General features: G+C 58.9%; 13 protein-coding genes. 3 read left to right on the top strand and 10 right to left on the bottom strand.

Going from position 1 to position 13,141, the window contains the following annotated elements; genetic code table 11:
* Position 1: 1 nt before the first annotated feature.
* From rnc to rpoZ, 7 genes are all read right to left on the bottom strand, one after another.
* On the bottom strand, positions 2-721 hold the full coding sequence (gene rnc, locus IB244_RS10770) for a ribonuclease III (protein WP_112642791.1): 720 nt from the start codon (positions 719-721) through the stop codon (positions 2-4).
* Entirely contained in the window at positions 718-1,461 is a 744-nt protein-coding gene (lepB, locus tag IB244_RS10775; protein ID WP_018857430.1) for a signal peptidase I, read from the bottom strand. Before lepB ends, rnc begins: the two co-directional genes overlap by 4 nt.
* 114 nt (positions 1,462-1,575) lie before the next feature.
* Positions 1,576-1,980 carry a holo-ACP synthase gene (gene acpS / locus IB244_RS10780; protein ID WP_113470683.1) on the bottom strand — a complete coding sequence of 135 codons (405 nt, stop codon included), beginning with the start codon at positions 1,978-1,980 and terminating at the stop codon, positions 1,576-1,578.
* Positions 1,977-2,561: a DUF2062 domain-containing protein gene (locus IB244_RS10785; RefSeq protein WP_025659865.1), complete on the bottom strand. Its 585-nt coding sequence runs from the start codon at positions 2,559-2,561 to the stop codon at positions 1,977-1,979. The genes acpS and IB244_RS10785 overlap by 4 nt, the downstream gene beginning before the upstream one ends.
* A gap of 140 nt (positions 2,562-2,701) precedes the next feature.
* A complete protein-coding gene (locus tag IB244_RS10790; RefSeq protein WP_018857433.1) occupies positions 2,702-2,851 on the bottom strand; it encodes a hypothetical protein in 150 nt (49 codons plus the stop codon).
* Positions 2,852-3,031: 180 nt separating this feature from the next.
* The gene (locus IB244_RS10795; RefSeq protein WP_018857434.1) at positions 3,032-5,272 is read right to left on the bottom strand and encodes a RelA/SpoT family protein; all 2,241 of its coding nucleotides are present in this window, start codon (positions 5,270-5,272) and stop codon (positions 3,032-3,034) included.
* Between the two features lie 100 nt (positions 5,273-5,372).
* On the bottom strand, positions 5,373-5,777 hold the full coding sequence (rpoZ, locus tag IB244_RS10800) for a DNA-directed RNA polymerase subunit omega (protein WP_018857435.1): 405 nt from the start codon (positions 5,775-5,777) through the stop codon (positions 5,373-5,375).
* Between the two features lie 285 nt (positions 5,778-6,062).
* Here rpoZ and IB244_RS10805 point away from each other — a divergent pair, with 285 nt between their 5' ends.
* A complete protein-coding gene (locus IB244_RS10805) occupies positions 6,063-6,644 on the top strand; it encodes an NYN domain-containing protein (RefSeq protein ID WP_018857436.1) in 582 nt (193 codons plus the stop codon).
* 32 nt (positions 6,645-6,676) lie between these two features.
* Here the strand turns inward: IB244_RS10805 and smpB are convergent, their stop codons facing one another.
* On the bottom strand, positions 6,677-7,156 hold the full coding sequence (gene smpB, locus IB244_RS10810) for an SsrA-binding protein SmpB (protein WP_025659866.1): 480 nt from the start codon (positions 7,154-7,156) through the stop codon (positions 6,677-6,679).
* A 103-nt stretch (positions 7,157-7,259) separates the two neighbouring features.
* On the bottom strand, positions 7,260-8,144 hold the full coding sequence (gene dapA, locus IB244_RS10815; protein WP_113470682.1) for a 4-hydroxy-tetrahydrodipicolinate synthase: 885 nt from the start codon (positions 8,142-8,144) through the stop codon (positions 7,260-7,262).
* A 213-nt stretch (positions 8,145-8,357) separates the two neighbouring features.
* On the opposite strand from dapA, the gene IB244_RS10820 reads away from it, so the two are divergent.
* Both IB244_RS10820 and IB244_RS10825 read left to right on the top strand, forming a co-directional pair.
* Positions 8,358-10,430, top strand: coding sequence for a lytic transglycosylase domain-containing protein (locus IB244_RS10820; RefSeq protein WP_113470681.1), 2,073 nt, complete (start codon positions 8,358-8,360; stop codon positions 10,428-10,430).
* A gap of 63 nt (positions 10,431-10,493) precedes the next feature.
* Complete coding sequence (locus tag IB244_RS10825; protein WP_113470680.1) at positions 10,494-11,381, top strand: alpha/beta fold hydrolase; 888 nt, start codon at positions 10,494-10,496, stop codon at positions 11,379-11,381.
* 99 nt (positions 11,382-11,480) lie between these two features.
* Here IB244_RS10825 and IB244_RS10830 read toward each other — a convergent pair whose 3' ends face one another.
* On the bottom strand, positions 11,481-12,521 hold the full coding sequence (locus tag IB244_RS10830) for a porin (RefSeq protein ID WP_113470679.1): 1,041 nt from the start codon (positions 12,519-12,521) through the stop codon (positions 11,481-11,483).
* Positions 12,522-13,141 lie beyond the last annotated feature (620 nt).

Genomic DNA, 13,141 nt, shown 5'->3' on the forward strand with positions numbered 1-13,141 from the left:
GTCAGTTTCCGGCAGAGGACTTCTGCCAAATGCCTTCGCGTTCCAGCATTCGCGTGGCTGCGACCTGTTCCGCGGCCCGCTTTGAGCGTTCGATGCCCGTTTCGGGCTTAACACCTGTGACCTCTACCGTCACCGTGAAACGCGGATCATGATCCGGTCCGGTGCGTTCTTCAACCCGGTAGATCGGCGTGATGCCGAATTTGGCGTGCGACCACTCCTGCAATTCGGTCTTCGCGTCGCGCCGCGCGCCGTCGGCGCGCGCTGCCCGCTTTTCCCAGAACTTCAGGATGAAACGCCGGGCGACCTCCAGGCCGCCATCGAGGTAGATCGCCGCAATAAGGCTTTCGACGACGTCGGCTCGCACGTTCATCATACGCTTGCCGGTCAGCTTCTTGACGTCGGCGCCAGTCCGGATGAAGAGATGCAGGCCGAGTTCATCAGCGACCTCAGCACAGGTGTCGGCACTGACGAGCTGATTGAGGCGCACCGAAAGTTCGCCCTCGGTCGCCGTACCGAACGTCCGGAAGAGCAGTTCGGCAACGCAGAGGCCGAGGACTCGGTCACCGAGGAACTCCAGCCTCTCGTAGTTGCCGCCCTTCTGCGTGCGGGCACTTGCATGCGTCAGTGCCCGATCCAGCCGCTCCTTTTCGGCGAACTCGTGACCGATCAGGGCTTCAAGCCGTGTTCGATCCGCCGCCGAAAGCGTCTGTGACTTGCTCATTCAACGCCCTTGAACAGACGATCCCACCGCATGTTCGTCGGCCACTTCCAGATCTCGCGGAACGAGGTGTCGTTGCCGAGCGAGAAGAAGATGACGCTGGCGCGACCGACCAGATTTTCCGCAGGCACAAAGCCAACGTCGAAGCGGCTGTCGAGCGAATTATCGCGATTATCGCCCATCATGAAGTAATGGCCTTCCGGAACGATAAACTCGCGGGTGTTGTCGCCACGCGAAACCGGGGACTGATCCAGCGTGTCAAAGCTGACGCCGTTATCCAGCGTCTCGCGATACACCGGCACATCCTGGCCCGGATCCTGCGCGTAGTCGGAATTGAACGTGCCATTCGGCACCCTCGGAACCGCCGTGCCGTTCACGTAGAGGACGCCTTCCTTGACCTGAATGCGATCACCGGGAAGACCAACCAGCCGCTTGATGTAATCAACGTCGGGGTTCGGCGGGAACCGGAAGACAACGATGTCACCGCGCTTCGGCTCGCTCTCGAAAATGCGACCGCTGAAGAGGTTCGGCGAGAACGGCAGCGAGAACCTCGAATAGCCGTAGGCAAACTTGTTGACGAAGATGTAGTCACCGACAAGCAGTGTCGGCATCATGGAGCCGGACGGAATGGTGAACGGCTGAAAAAGCACCGTTCGGATAACCATCGCCAAAATCAGCGCCTGGGCGATGACCTTGATGTTTTCCCATAGGGCGTTCGGCTTGGTTTCGACTTTTTCGGACACGCAGTCTTGTTCCTTCAATGCACCGCCAGGGCGCAACTCTTGTTTGCTTCTCTCTAGCGGCTTCGACCGATTGCGGCAATGGCGCCAACATTAAAAGCGACTCTACGTCGCTGCTCAGACATCTTCCGGCAGGGTCTCAATGATGACGAACGCCTGCGCCAAGGGATAATCATCCGTTATCGTCAAATGAATGGCAGCCTTGTGGCCAGCCGGCAGCAGCGACTTCAGCACATCGGCCGCGCCGCCCGTCAGCCGCATCGTCGGCTTGCCGCTCGGCAGGTTCACAACGCCGAGATCCTTCCAGAACACACCTTGCGCCATGCCCGTCCCGAGAGCCTTGGAGCAGGCTTCCTTGGCGGCGAAACGCTTGGCATAGGAGGCGGCGCGATTGGCGCGCCGATCGGACTTTGCCCGCTCAATCTCGGTGAAGCAGCGATTGGTGAAGCGGTCGCCGAAGCGTTCGAGGGATTTCTCGACGCGCCTGATATCAATGAGATCGCTGCCGATACCGATGATCATACGGTTTCCTGCACTGGATTGGACAGCCGCACGCGGGCACGCGTCATAAGGCGTTCGCGGCGGCGCGTCTGAAAGCCCTTCACGGCATAAAAGGTTCCGAAATAAACGATGACGGAGGTCAAGAGCGCCGGCGGGATGGAGCCGACAAGCATCGGTTCGAGCACCGGTTGCCAGAGTTCGCTGAAATGCAGCTCATGAAACAGCGCCCCAAGGTCGATCGAATGCCCTTGCATCGTATCCTGACGCGCAAGCAGCAGGTGACCGATCTCCCAGGTCGCGCCCCAGATGAACGGATAGGTCAGCGGATTGCCGAAGGCCGCACAGCCAAGAGCAGCGGCGACCATATTGCCCGCGAATAGATAGCTGAGTACGAAGGCCATGATAAAATGAACGCCGATAAAGGGCGTCCAGGACACGAAGATCCCTGCGGCTACGCCCATGGCGACGGCGTGCGGCGACGCCGTCAAGCGCAGAACACGCATCGTGAGATAGCGGAGCGGCCGCAAGAATCCCTTGCGAGGCCACAACAACTCGCGCATCTTTTCACGAAATCCGGCAGGTTTTCGACGTCTGAACAGCATGGCGCGTATGTAGTGCAACTCGCACCAGCGTTACAAGAGCGTCAAACTATCTCAGTCATTATTTGATCACTGCAGACTGAGCACCACCAGGGGCGCGATATGCAATACGCCCCTTTCATTCTTCAAGTATAGAACCGATATTAACGGGTGCGAAACATACCGCGGTCAACCTGACGCTGACGATATTCAAGATCGATACGGTCAAACGAGCCGTTCAGATAGTCCATTTCGCGTTCTTCAGCGGTCGGAGCGCGCAATGCGCGGGCAATCTTCTTGATCGGTTTAAACATTTCTTTGCCTCATCTTCTGTTCGTTTCCTGATGACTGGAAGATAGGCGCTCGCAGCAGCAATTACCAACGCTCTAACAAGGGCACAGCTATGCAATTGACGCATACCTAGCCTTATATCAGTGCGTTTTCCGTCATGAAGCGATCACAAAATGTGCAAATGCCAAGGGGCGGTTGCCGACTTACTCGTAAAGCCGGCGAACCGTCGCGACGCATTCGAGGTCCTTCAGCTGGGCAAGCAGCTGGTTCAACTGCCGAAGGTCCCACACTTCGACGTCGAGCGTCATTTCGGTGAAGTCGGTTGCGACGCGCACCGTATTGAACACCCGAATATTGACGTCGACGCCGGCAACGGTCTGGGCAAGCTTTGCCAACGTACCGGGCTCATTCAACGCATTGACCATGATGCGCGCCATGAAACGCGACTTGTTGGCCTCGTCGAGATCCCAGCGAACATCAATCCAGCGGTCCGGCTGATCGTCGAAACGTTGCAGCGTCGGTGACTGGATCGGATAGATCGTAATGCCGTTGCCTTTTTCCGTCGTATTCATGATCCCGACGATGCGGTCACCGGGTACGGCGCCCGTCGGCGCAAACTGCACATCAACATTGCTCGAAATGCCGCGGATCGGCACCGTGTCCATTTCCAGAGCACTGAGATCTGCACCATCGATGCCGGACTTCGGCTTGCCCGGGATCTTGAAGATCATGCCGGAGGCGCTGCGAACGTTGAACCAACCGTCGTCACCGCTCGGCTTGGCCGTCACGCGTTCTTCGAGATGATCCGGATAGACGGCGCGCAATACGTCGAGCGACGACATTTCACCGCGACCGACCGCAGCGATGGCGTCTTCCACATCCTTCTGGCCAAGGCGATGGAGCGCGGGCTTCATCGCTTCACGGGAGAAGATCTTGCCGGCTCGCTCGAAGGTGCGCTCCAGGATGCGATGGCCGAGACCGGCATATTGTTTGCGGATTGCAAGTCGGGTGGCCCGGCGGATCGCCGCACGCGCCTTGCCCGTTACCACGATCTCTTCCCAGGCAGCAGGCGGCACCTGCACGCCGGAGCGAATGATCTCGACCTCGTCGCCATTCGCCAGTCGTGTTACGAGAGGCATGATGCGCCCGTTGATCTTGGCGCCCACGGTCGTGTCGCCGATATTGGTGTGAACGGCATAGGCAAAGTCGATCGGCGTCGCACCCCGTGGCAGCGCGATCAGCTTGCCCTTCGGCGTGAAGCAGAAGACCTGATCCTGGAACAACTCAAGCTTCGTGTGCTCCAGGAATTCTTCAGGACTGTCCCCTTCCGCCAGCGCCTCGATCGTGTGCCGCAGCCATGAGTAGGCGTTGGACTCGCGCGAGAGGATATCGTTGTCGGACGTCGAAGCCCCGTCCTTGTAGAGCGTATGGGCGGCAATACCGAATTCCGCGATCTCGTGCATGCGCTTGGTGCGGATCTGCAGCTCGATACGCTGCCTGGATGGGCCGACGATCGTCGTGTGCAGCGAACGGTAGTCGTTCTGCTTCGGCGTCGAGATATAGTCCTTGAAGCGCCCGGGAACGACGCGCCAGCGGGTGTGGACGATGCCGAGAGCCCTATAGCAGGCCGAGATATCTTCAACGATGATACGGAAACCGTAGACGTCAGAGAGCTGTTCGAAGGACAGCGACTTCGACTGCATCTTGCGGAACACGGAGTAAGGCTTTTTCTGGCGTCCCTTGACGATGGCGCCCGTCAGCCCGTTCGTAACCAGCAGATCGCCCAATTCGGTCTCGATCTTCTTGACCAGACCCTCGTTGCGCTTGGAAAGCTCCTCGAGCCGCCTGGTTACGGTCTCATAGGCTTCGGGGTTGATGTGGCGGAAGGAAAGGTCTTCCAGCTCCTCGCGCATGTCCTGCATACCCATGCGCCCGGCCAGCGGCGCATAGATGTCCATCGTCTCCTCGGAAATGCGCGCGCGCTTTTCCGGCGACATGTGGTCGAGGGTGCGCATGTTGTGCAGGCGATCTGCCAGCTTGACGAGCAGCACGCGTACGTCGTCGGAGATGGCAAGCAGCAGCTTGCGCAGGTTTTCTGCCTGTTTCGCCTTCTTGGTGACGAGGTCGAGCTTCTTGATCTTCGTCAGCCCTTCGACCAGCCGACCAATATCCTCGCCAAAGAGCTCATCGATTTCGGCGCGGGTGGCCGTCGTGTCCTCAATGGTGTCGTGAAGCAGCGCGACGGCGATCGTCGACTCATCGAGATGCATGTCCGTCAGAATGGCGGCGACTTCCAGCGGATGCGAGATATAGGGATCGCCGCTGGCACGCTTCTGTTGCCCATGCTTTTGCATTGCATAGACATAGGCTTTGTTCAGCAGGGCTTCGTTGGCGTCGGGCTTATATTTCTGAACCCGCTCCACGAGCTCGTACTGCCGCATCATCCCGAAACCACTCCATTACAAACGAAAAGCGCGCCAATCACGGATTGGCGCACATGATATGCGATAATATGCCGAAGCTATAATCGTGCAAGGTTGACGATTAGTAATCGTCGCTCTTTTCCGGTGGCACCAGGCCTTCGATGCCAGCCAAAAGCTCCTCTTCCGACATCTGGTCGAAGGTGATCGTTTCCGGCAGGTCTTCCTGCTCTTCGCTGTCGGCCGCAGCGACGCCGCCGGCTGCGATGAGGCTCGCCGGATCGGGCTCGGGCTCGTCGATTTCGACATGCTTCTGCAGCGAGTGGATCAGGTCTTCCTTGAGATCGTCCGGCGACAGCATCTCGTCCGCGATCTCGCGCAACGCCACGACCGGGTTCTTGTCGTTGTCGCGATCGATCGTGATCGAGGCGCCCTGGGAAATCAACCGGGCACGGTGGCTGGCAAGCAGAACCAGCTCGAAGCGGTTCTCAACTTTATCAATGCAGTCTTCTACGGTGACACGGGCCATTGCCTGTCCTTTACGTCGTGATCTCGGGATTAACACGCCCGATACAATTAAAACCGGGCAAATTCAAGTTTTCATTGCACGACGCCTCTGCGGGCGAATGTGACGAATTTTGGAACGAAAGCGGATTTCGACCAGAAGTTGCTTGGAATATCACGAATCGTGCCCTAAATCTTTCTTATATGAAAAGTTCATAAAGTACGATTTGTTCCAGGCGGCCTCATAACTCATTGTTTTGTTGGGTTTTTGACGGAAGCACGACGATTTCTCACATTGGATTGGTACGGGATGTTTGATCCACGCGAAAAAATTGCTCTTTTTATCGATGGCGCCAATCTCTACGCTGCGTCCAAAAGTTTGGGTTTCGATATCGACTACCGCAAGCTGTTGAAGGCGTTCCAGAAACGTGGCTATCTCCTGCGCGCCTACTACTATACGGCCCTCATCGAGGACCAGGAATACTCCTCCATTCGCCCGCTGATCGACTGGCTGGATTACAATGGCTACAAGGTCGTGACGAAGCCGGCAAAGGAATTCACGGATTCGATGGGTCGCCGCAAGATCAAGGGCAACATGGATATCGAGCTTGCGATCGATGCCATGGAGCAGTCGGAAACCGTCGATCATCTCGTCATCTTCTCCGGCGACGGAGATTTCACGACGCTCGTCGAGGCGCTGCAGCGGCGGGGCCGAAAGGTCTCGGTCATCTCAACGATGGCAACACAACCTCCAATGATTGCCGACGATCTGCGTCGCCAGGCAGATCACTTCATCGACCTTCTATCGCTGAAGAGCGAAATCGGGCGTGATCCTTCAGAGCGACCACCGCGGCCAACCGAAACGGCAACGCCAACCGATCTGGAAGCTTGAAGCCAGCAATTCACCGCCGGCTATGCCTTTGACTAGCCGTTATCCTTGAGAAGACGGCTCTTCTGCCGGTTCCAATCGCGTTCCTTCTCGGATTCGCGCTTGTCGTGCAGCTTCTTGCCCTTGGCGAGCGCCAGTTCCATTTTGGCGCGGCCGCGATCGTTGAAATAGATCTTCAGCGGTATCAGGGTCATGCCTTCGCGATTGATCCCCGCTCGCAGACGGTTGATCTCGCGGCCGGAAAGCAGGAGCTTGCGGCGGCGGCGCGGCTCATGATTGAAACGGTTCGCCTGCAGATATTCAGGCAGATAGGAATTGATCAGCCAGATCTCACCATCCTCATCCGAGGCATAGGATTCTGCGATATTGGCCTTGCCCTCGCGCAACGACTTGACCTCGGTGCCCTTGAGCACGAGTCCAGCTTCGTAGGTATCGATGATCTCGTAGTTGAAGCGCGCCTTGCGGTTTTCCGCCACGATCTTCTTGACCACGCGCTCGCTGCCTTTGGGGGCCATGACACATTCCAAATGCTTAGGGGCGCGACGACCGCGCCCTTCTCTCTTCTCCCCTATGTAGGGGAACATCGACCGCCTGTGAAGGCGGGCCGAATGGCTTGCCTCAGTTCAGCAGGCCGGCATGGCGCATGGCTGCGTCAATCGCCGCTTCCGTCGCAGGTTCCAGTGTCGAAATCAGCGGCGAACGCACGTTGCGGCTCATCCGCCCAAGCTTCGACAAGCCATACTTCGCTCCGCAGAGGCCGGGCTCCATGAAGATGGCCTTGTGTAGCGGCATCAAGCGGTCCTGATATTCCAGCGCCTTCGCATAGTCACCTGCAAGCGTCGCAGCCTGGAACTCGGCGCAAAGGCGCGGCGCCACGTTGGCGGTCACCGAGATGCACCCGACGCCACCGTGGGCATTAAACCCGAGTGCCGTGGCATCTTCACCCGACAACTGCTTGAATTCCTTGCCGCAGGTAAGACGCTGCTCGGACACGCGCTCGATCTTGCCCGTCGCATCCTTGACGCCGACGATATTCGAGTGCGCCTTGGCAAGCGCGCCCATCGTCTCCGGCGTCATGTCGATAGCGGAGCGACCCGGGATGTTGTAGATGTAAATCGGCAGCTTCACTGCCTCGGCGATCGCGGAGAAATGCGCGACCAGCCCCTTCTGGGTGGGCTTGTTGTAATAGGGCGTGACCACGAGGACCGCATCTGCCCCGGCCCTCTCGGCGTGCTGAGCAAGTTCGATTGCTTCACGCGTGTTGTTCGAGCCGGCGCCGGCCATGACAGGCACGCGCTTGGCTGCGGCTTCAATGCAGAGTTCCACAACCCGCTTATGCTCGGCATGCGACAGCGTCGGAGATTCGCCGGTCGTCCCAACCGGAACGAGACCGCTGCTGCCTTCCTTGATCTGCCAGTCGACGTGGTTCGCGAACGAAGTTTCATCCACTTGGCCGGCATCGGTGAAGGGAGTGACGAGAGCGGGAATGGATCCCTGGAACATGCAGAACTCCTCATGGCCAAATCCACGCTTCGGCCGCATTCCTTGAATATTGGTGGGGCACCATAGTGCGGTGAAATCGCCGCGACAAGCACGCATGGATCGGTTTAGGGCAAATTCCGATAGCAAATGTGAACGAAGTTTACTGACGTTAGTAAGCTTTCGTTAAGATGGCTCCCGCCAAATGGTCGGGCGTGTTTTCGTTGTGAGTGTCCCATGAAGAGAGCAGTCCTGATCGTGTCCGCCCTCGGCTTTACAGTCGCCGCGTGGAGCAGCGCCGCGTCGTCGCTTCCGAATGAGGGCGCGCCCGTTCCGGACGTGAAGCCGATTGGTTTCGTCCCCCAGACGACAATACCGGAATCGATCGTTACCGGCTCAATTCCGCGCGGCCAGGCAATTGCACCCGTTAACAGTGATTTGAAATCCGGCCTGGACGCGCTTTCCGACAACAATCCCCTGCAAGCGCTATCCATTCGCGACGGCATGGGACGTGGGACGCTTGACCGGCATATCCTGACCTGGGCGATTGCGGTCTCGGGGCAGAAGGGCATTCCCTCGACAGAGATCGCGGCTGCGGCGCAGGAGTTGCAGGGATGGCCCGGGCTCGCAAAGCTGCGGGCTTATTCGGAGCGGGCACTTTACGATGAAAACCCTAACCCGACCGCTGTCTTGGCGGCCTTCGGCCAGACCGTGCCGGAGACCACGCCGGGCGCGATGATCCTTTCGCGTGCGCTTGTCGCGACGGGTAAACAGAGCCAGGCGGCGAAGACCATTCGCAAGGTCTGGCGCGGCGAGATGCTGGACAAACCGACCGAAGACAAGATTTTGGCTGAGTTCTCCGGCTTGCTGACCTCGGCTGATCACAAGGCGCGAATGGACTACCTGATGTACCGCAATCGCACTGAGCAGGCCAAGCGCTTTGGCGACATGGGTCAGGCCCAATCCCTCTACAAGGCATGGGCCGCTGTGATGAGCAAGGCACCCAACGCCGGGGCGCTTCTTGCCGCGGTCGATGGCCAGTGGAAAGGCGATGCCGGTTACCTCTTTGCGCGCATCGAACATCTGCGAAAACAGGACAAGTATACGGAAGCCGCCAAGTTGCTGCGGCAGGCCCCGCGCAATCGGGATGAACTGGTCAATGCCGGCGAGTGGTGGAACGAGCAGCGGATCGTGAGCCGCGGCCTCGTCGATCAAGGGGAATTCAAGGCGGCCTACGGAATCGTTGCCAATTATGCTGCGACGACGCCGACCGACATCGTCGAGGCCGAATTCCACGCAGGCTGGTACGCGCTGCGCGGGCTGCAGGATCCTGCGGCGGCACAGGCCCATTTCCGGAAGATTCTCGATTTCTCCAATGGGCCGATATCCGTATCGCGCGCCTGGTACTGGATGGGTCGATCTGCCGAGGCGGGTGGGCCTGGCAAGGCCTCGGAATTTTACGCCAAGGCCGCAAGCTATCCGACCACCTTCTATGGGCAGCTCGCCAGCGACAAGCTCGGCCGCAAGACACTGAACGTGGCGTACCCGTCTCCGACTGCTGCGGATCGCCAGCGCTATCTGGCGCGTGAGGCCGTGCAGGCCATCGCCCGTCTCGACGCGGCCGGGCATGGCTGGCGGGCCAATAGCCTCTACCTCGCGCTCGCCGAGCAACTGCAAAGCCCTGGAGAACTTGCGGTTCTGAGCGCGCAGGCCGAACGGTCCGGCGACCACCATCTGTCGCTGCAGATCGGTAAGATTGCTTACTCCCACGGCGTGGATGTCGCGGCGCTGGCCTTCCCACTCGGCGTCATTCCGACGAACGCCAACATCTCCGGCTCCGGGAAGGCCCTCGCCTACGCGATTGCCCGGCAAGAGAGCGCCTTCAATCCCGCGGCCGTTTCGGCAGCCGATGCTCGCGGATTGCTGCAGATATTGCCGGGCACGGCAAAGGCCGTCGCCAAGCGTCACAACATCGCCTATTCGAAGGAACGACTGACCGCCGACGCCGGCTATAACGCGACCCTTGGGGCGCATTATCTCGGCGAACAGATCGACGCCTTTGGCGGCTCCTACATCATGACCTTCATTGCCTATAATGCCGGTCCCAAGCGGGTGCCCGAATGGATCGGCCGCTATGGCGACCCGCGCGGCCAATCGATCGACGCCATCGTCGACTGGATTGAGCGCATCCCCTTCCCCGAGACGCGCAACTATGTTCAGCGGGTGATGGAAAACTACGAAGTCTACAAGGCACGGCTGGGTCAGCCGAGCGACATCGTTCGCGACCTGACGGGCGGCCGCTCCTCCTGATCACCATTTGCGTCTATTGCCGGTCTCGCTAATCTGTTCCCATGCAACGGGGGACGACGAAGCGTGGATGAAGCAAGAGACGATGGTTTTCGCGCGACAACCTATCAGAGCGATGACGGGCTCAGGCTCCATGCGCGAGACTACGGTGGCCCTGACATCGCCGACCGGCTGCCGATCATCTGTTTGCCGGGATTGACGAGGAACTCGCGTGACTTCCACCAACTGGCGCTGCTCCTGTCGACCGATCGAGCGATTCCGAGACGCGTCATCACGCTCGACTATCGCGGGCGAGGCCTGTCCGATTGGGACGCCAACAAGGCGAACTACAATCCCGGCGTCGAGACGCGGGATGTCATTTCGGCCTGCCGGCATTTCGCCATTGAACGCGCCATCTTCATCGGCACCTCGCGGGGCGGGCTGATTCTTCATCTGCTGGCTGAGATGAGGCCGGATCTGATCGCCGCCGCCATTCTCAACGACATCGGACCGAAGATTGAACCCAGCGGCCTCAAGCGCATCCGCGACTATCTCAATTCTGCCGCGCCGCCGCGCAACTGGCCGGAAGCAGTCGCATTTCTCAAGGCCTGCCATGGCCCCTCCTTCACCGCCCTTGACGAGCGCGACTGGCAGGAGATGGCTGCGGCGATCTATCGGGATATCGACGGGAACCCGATCGCGGACTTCGATCCCGCCATTGCCGCTCAATTACAGATGATCGACTTCGATCAGCCGCTGCCTGATCTCTGGCACTATTACGACAGGCTCGCGACGATGCCTCTCATGGTCGTCAAGGGCGAGAACTCCGATCTGATCTCCGACAAGACGCTTGCGAAGATGCGCGCGCGGTGCCCAACAATCGTGATTCTGGAGGCATACGGCCAGGGACACGCACCGCTGCTGCATGTGCAGCCACTGCTCCAGCGTATCAGGCGGTTCATAGCGGAGGCGTGAACGCTCTCCAAGCCACTCGCCCTTGCTGCATCGCCCAACACAACAAAAAAAGCCCGGCTCGAAAGCCGGGCTCTCCTGATTGACCGAAGTCAGATCAGATTAGAATGCACGCTGCAGGCGGAAGTAGCCGGTCGTGACGTCGTCGATGTTGTCGCCATCGAGGTACTGAACCGAAGCCTTGGCGTAGAAGTTTTCTACGATCTGGTAGTCAACCGTCAGACCAACCTTCCAAGCGTCGTCGTTGGAGAAGTCGTTGGAGGCTTCGTCTTCCATGTAGTTGAAGAAGTACTGAGCGCCGGGGGTGATCTTCAGCTTGTCGGTGGCCTGGATGGCGTACTCAGCTGCGATCGTCCATTCGGATTCGTCGTAGTAGGAGTTCGTGCCAGATGCCCAGACAGCTGCGAGGCCGAGCGTGCCCGGACCAACGGCAACCGTACCCATAGCGCGGATCGCACCTTCTTCGTTGTCGGTGTCATAGCCACCGATAACCTGGTAGGTGAACGCGCCAGCCTTGCCGCCGAGGCCGAGGGCAACGCCAACGTTGTTCGGCTGTTCGCCATCCTTGAAGGCACCGTCTTCCAGCTCGTCGACCGAGATACCAGCATAGAAGTCGCCAGACTCATACTGATAACGGAGGGAGTTGTGCAGCGTTTCGTGGCTTGCGAGAACGTCGGTTTCACCCGAGAGGCCATCGTCCCACCAGCTGTAGAACAGACCGGCGCGGAAGCCAGCGATGTCGATGTAAGCCGAGTCGAGGACCGCGTTCTGGTAAGCAGCGGAGTCGCCATTGTGCTGCAGGACGATCACGCCGGTGAGCGGGCCGTATTCGGTGTCGCTCTTGGCCGTGAACTGAACCTGACCGCGGGTGGTCGCATCCCAGTCAGACGTGCCACCGATGAAACCGCTGGCACCCTTGTTGACCTGGTCCGGACCAACATCAACCTGGAAACGGATGTAACCTTCGATCTTCAGGCAGGTTTCCGTGCCCGGGATGTAGAAGTAGCCGGTGCCGTAAGCGTCGCAGACGCGGACGTATTCAACCGGTTCCGGCTCAGCAGCAACGATAGCGTCAGCAGCCTGAGCACCGGAAACTACTGCGAGAGCAGCAGCGGAGCCGAGAAGAAGGCTCTTGATGTTCATATTGACCTCCAATTCAAAGTTTCGATCGGGTCTGGGTTTTTCGCCGTTAGAGCAGCGTTCCCTGCCCCATCCCCATGTTTCAAGAAGTCGGACGATCAACCGCCCTTGCTTCCGAGGTTGAAAATACAAGACCGGGACTGTCACGCAATCACCAACTTGCCCGTTTGGGGTGTTTGCGACAGCCTTCCGCATACGCTGTTGCTGAAAGGTCACAAATGCGGCATCCGCCCCTCTCGTTTCTTTATACTTTATTAAGAAACCCCTGATTTTGCGGGAGTTTGCCGCCGCTGAGCTGGGGTGTGCGGCTGTGGATTGTGCCACATTGGAACCAGTTTCCCGCCGGATTCGCGTCTTTTGCAGGAGATGAGAGAGACAGCGTGTGGGCGCCTGCCCTCGGCCTCATGTTCAATCGCAGCAGAATCAGTTTCGCTGACGAAGGATGATTCTCGGTTCGATTCTGCTGACGCGAGATTCGGGACGCCAAACGCGGAGGTCGTGGACAGCGCGCCGAAACACGACGCACTTGAAGAGCGGTCATTCGTCGAAACAGATTGTGCCATGTGCCCAACCTGAGAGATAGGTGACAGAACGTACCGGAGACATGGGTTACATTTTTCGAT

The sequence above is a fragment of the Rhizobium sp. RHZ02 genome (assembly GCF_014851575.1).
GTDB classification, from domain to species: Bacteria; Pseudomonadota; Alphaproteobacteria; order Rhizobiales; family Rhizobiaceae; genus Rhizobium; species Rhizobium altiplani.

Coding starts and splice junctions, on each gene's coding strand:
- IB244_RS10795 (WP_018857434.1), bottom strand. CDS start 5,272: ATGATGCGGCAGTACGAGCTCGTGGAGCGGGTTCAGAAATATAAGCCC.
- IB244_RS10790 (WP_018857433.1), bottom strand. CDS start 2,851: ATGTTTAAACCGATCAAGAAGATTGCCCGCGCATTGCGCGCTCCGACC.
- IB244_RS10820 (WP_113470681.1), top strand. CDS start 8,358: ATGAAGAGAGCAGTCCTGATCGTGTCCGCCCTCGGCTTTACAGTCGCC.
- rpoZ (WP_018857435.1), bottom strand. CDS start 5,777: ATGGCCCGTGTCACCGTAGAAGACTGCATTGATAAAGTTGAGAACCGC.
- IB244_RS10805 (WP_018857436.1), top strand. CDS start 6,063: ATGTTTGATCCACGCGAAAAAATTGCTCTTTTTATCGATGGCGCCAAT.
- acpS (WP_113470683.1), bottom strand. CDS start 1,980: ATGATCATCGGTATCGGCAGCGATCTCATTGATATCAGGCGCGTCGAG.
- IB244_RS10830 (WP_113470679.1), bottom strand. CDS start 12,521: ATGAACATCAAGAGCCTTCTTCTCGGCTCCGCTGCTGCTCTCGCAGTA.
- smpB (WP_025659866.1), bottom strand. CDS start 7,156: ATGGCCCCCAAAGGCAGCGAGCGCGTGGTCAAGAAGATCGTGGCGGAA.
- IB244_RS10785 (WP_025659865.1), bottom strand. CDS start 2,561: ATGCTGTTCAGACGTCGAAAACCTGCCGGATTTCGTGAAAAGATGCGC.
- dapA (WP_113470682.1), bottom strand. CDS start 8,144: ATGTTCCAGGGATCCATTCCCGCTCTCGTCACTCCCTTCACCGATGCC.
- rnc (WP_112642791.1), bottom strand. CDS start 721: ATGAGCAAGTCACAGACGCTTTCGGCGGCGGATCGAACACGGCTTGAA.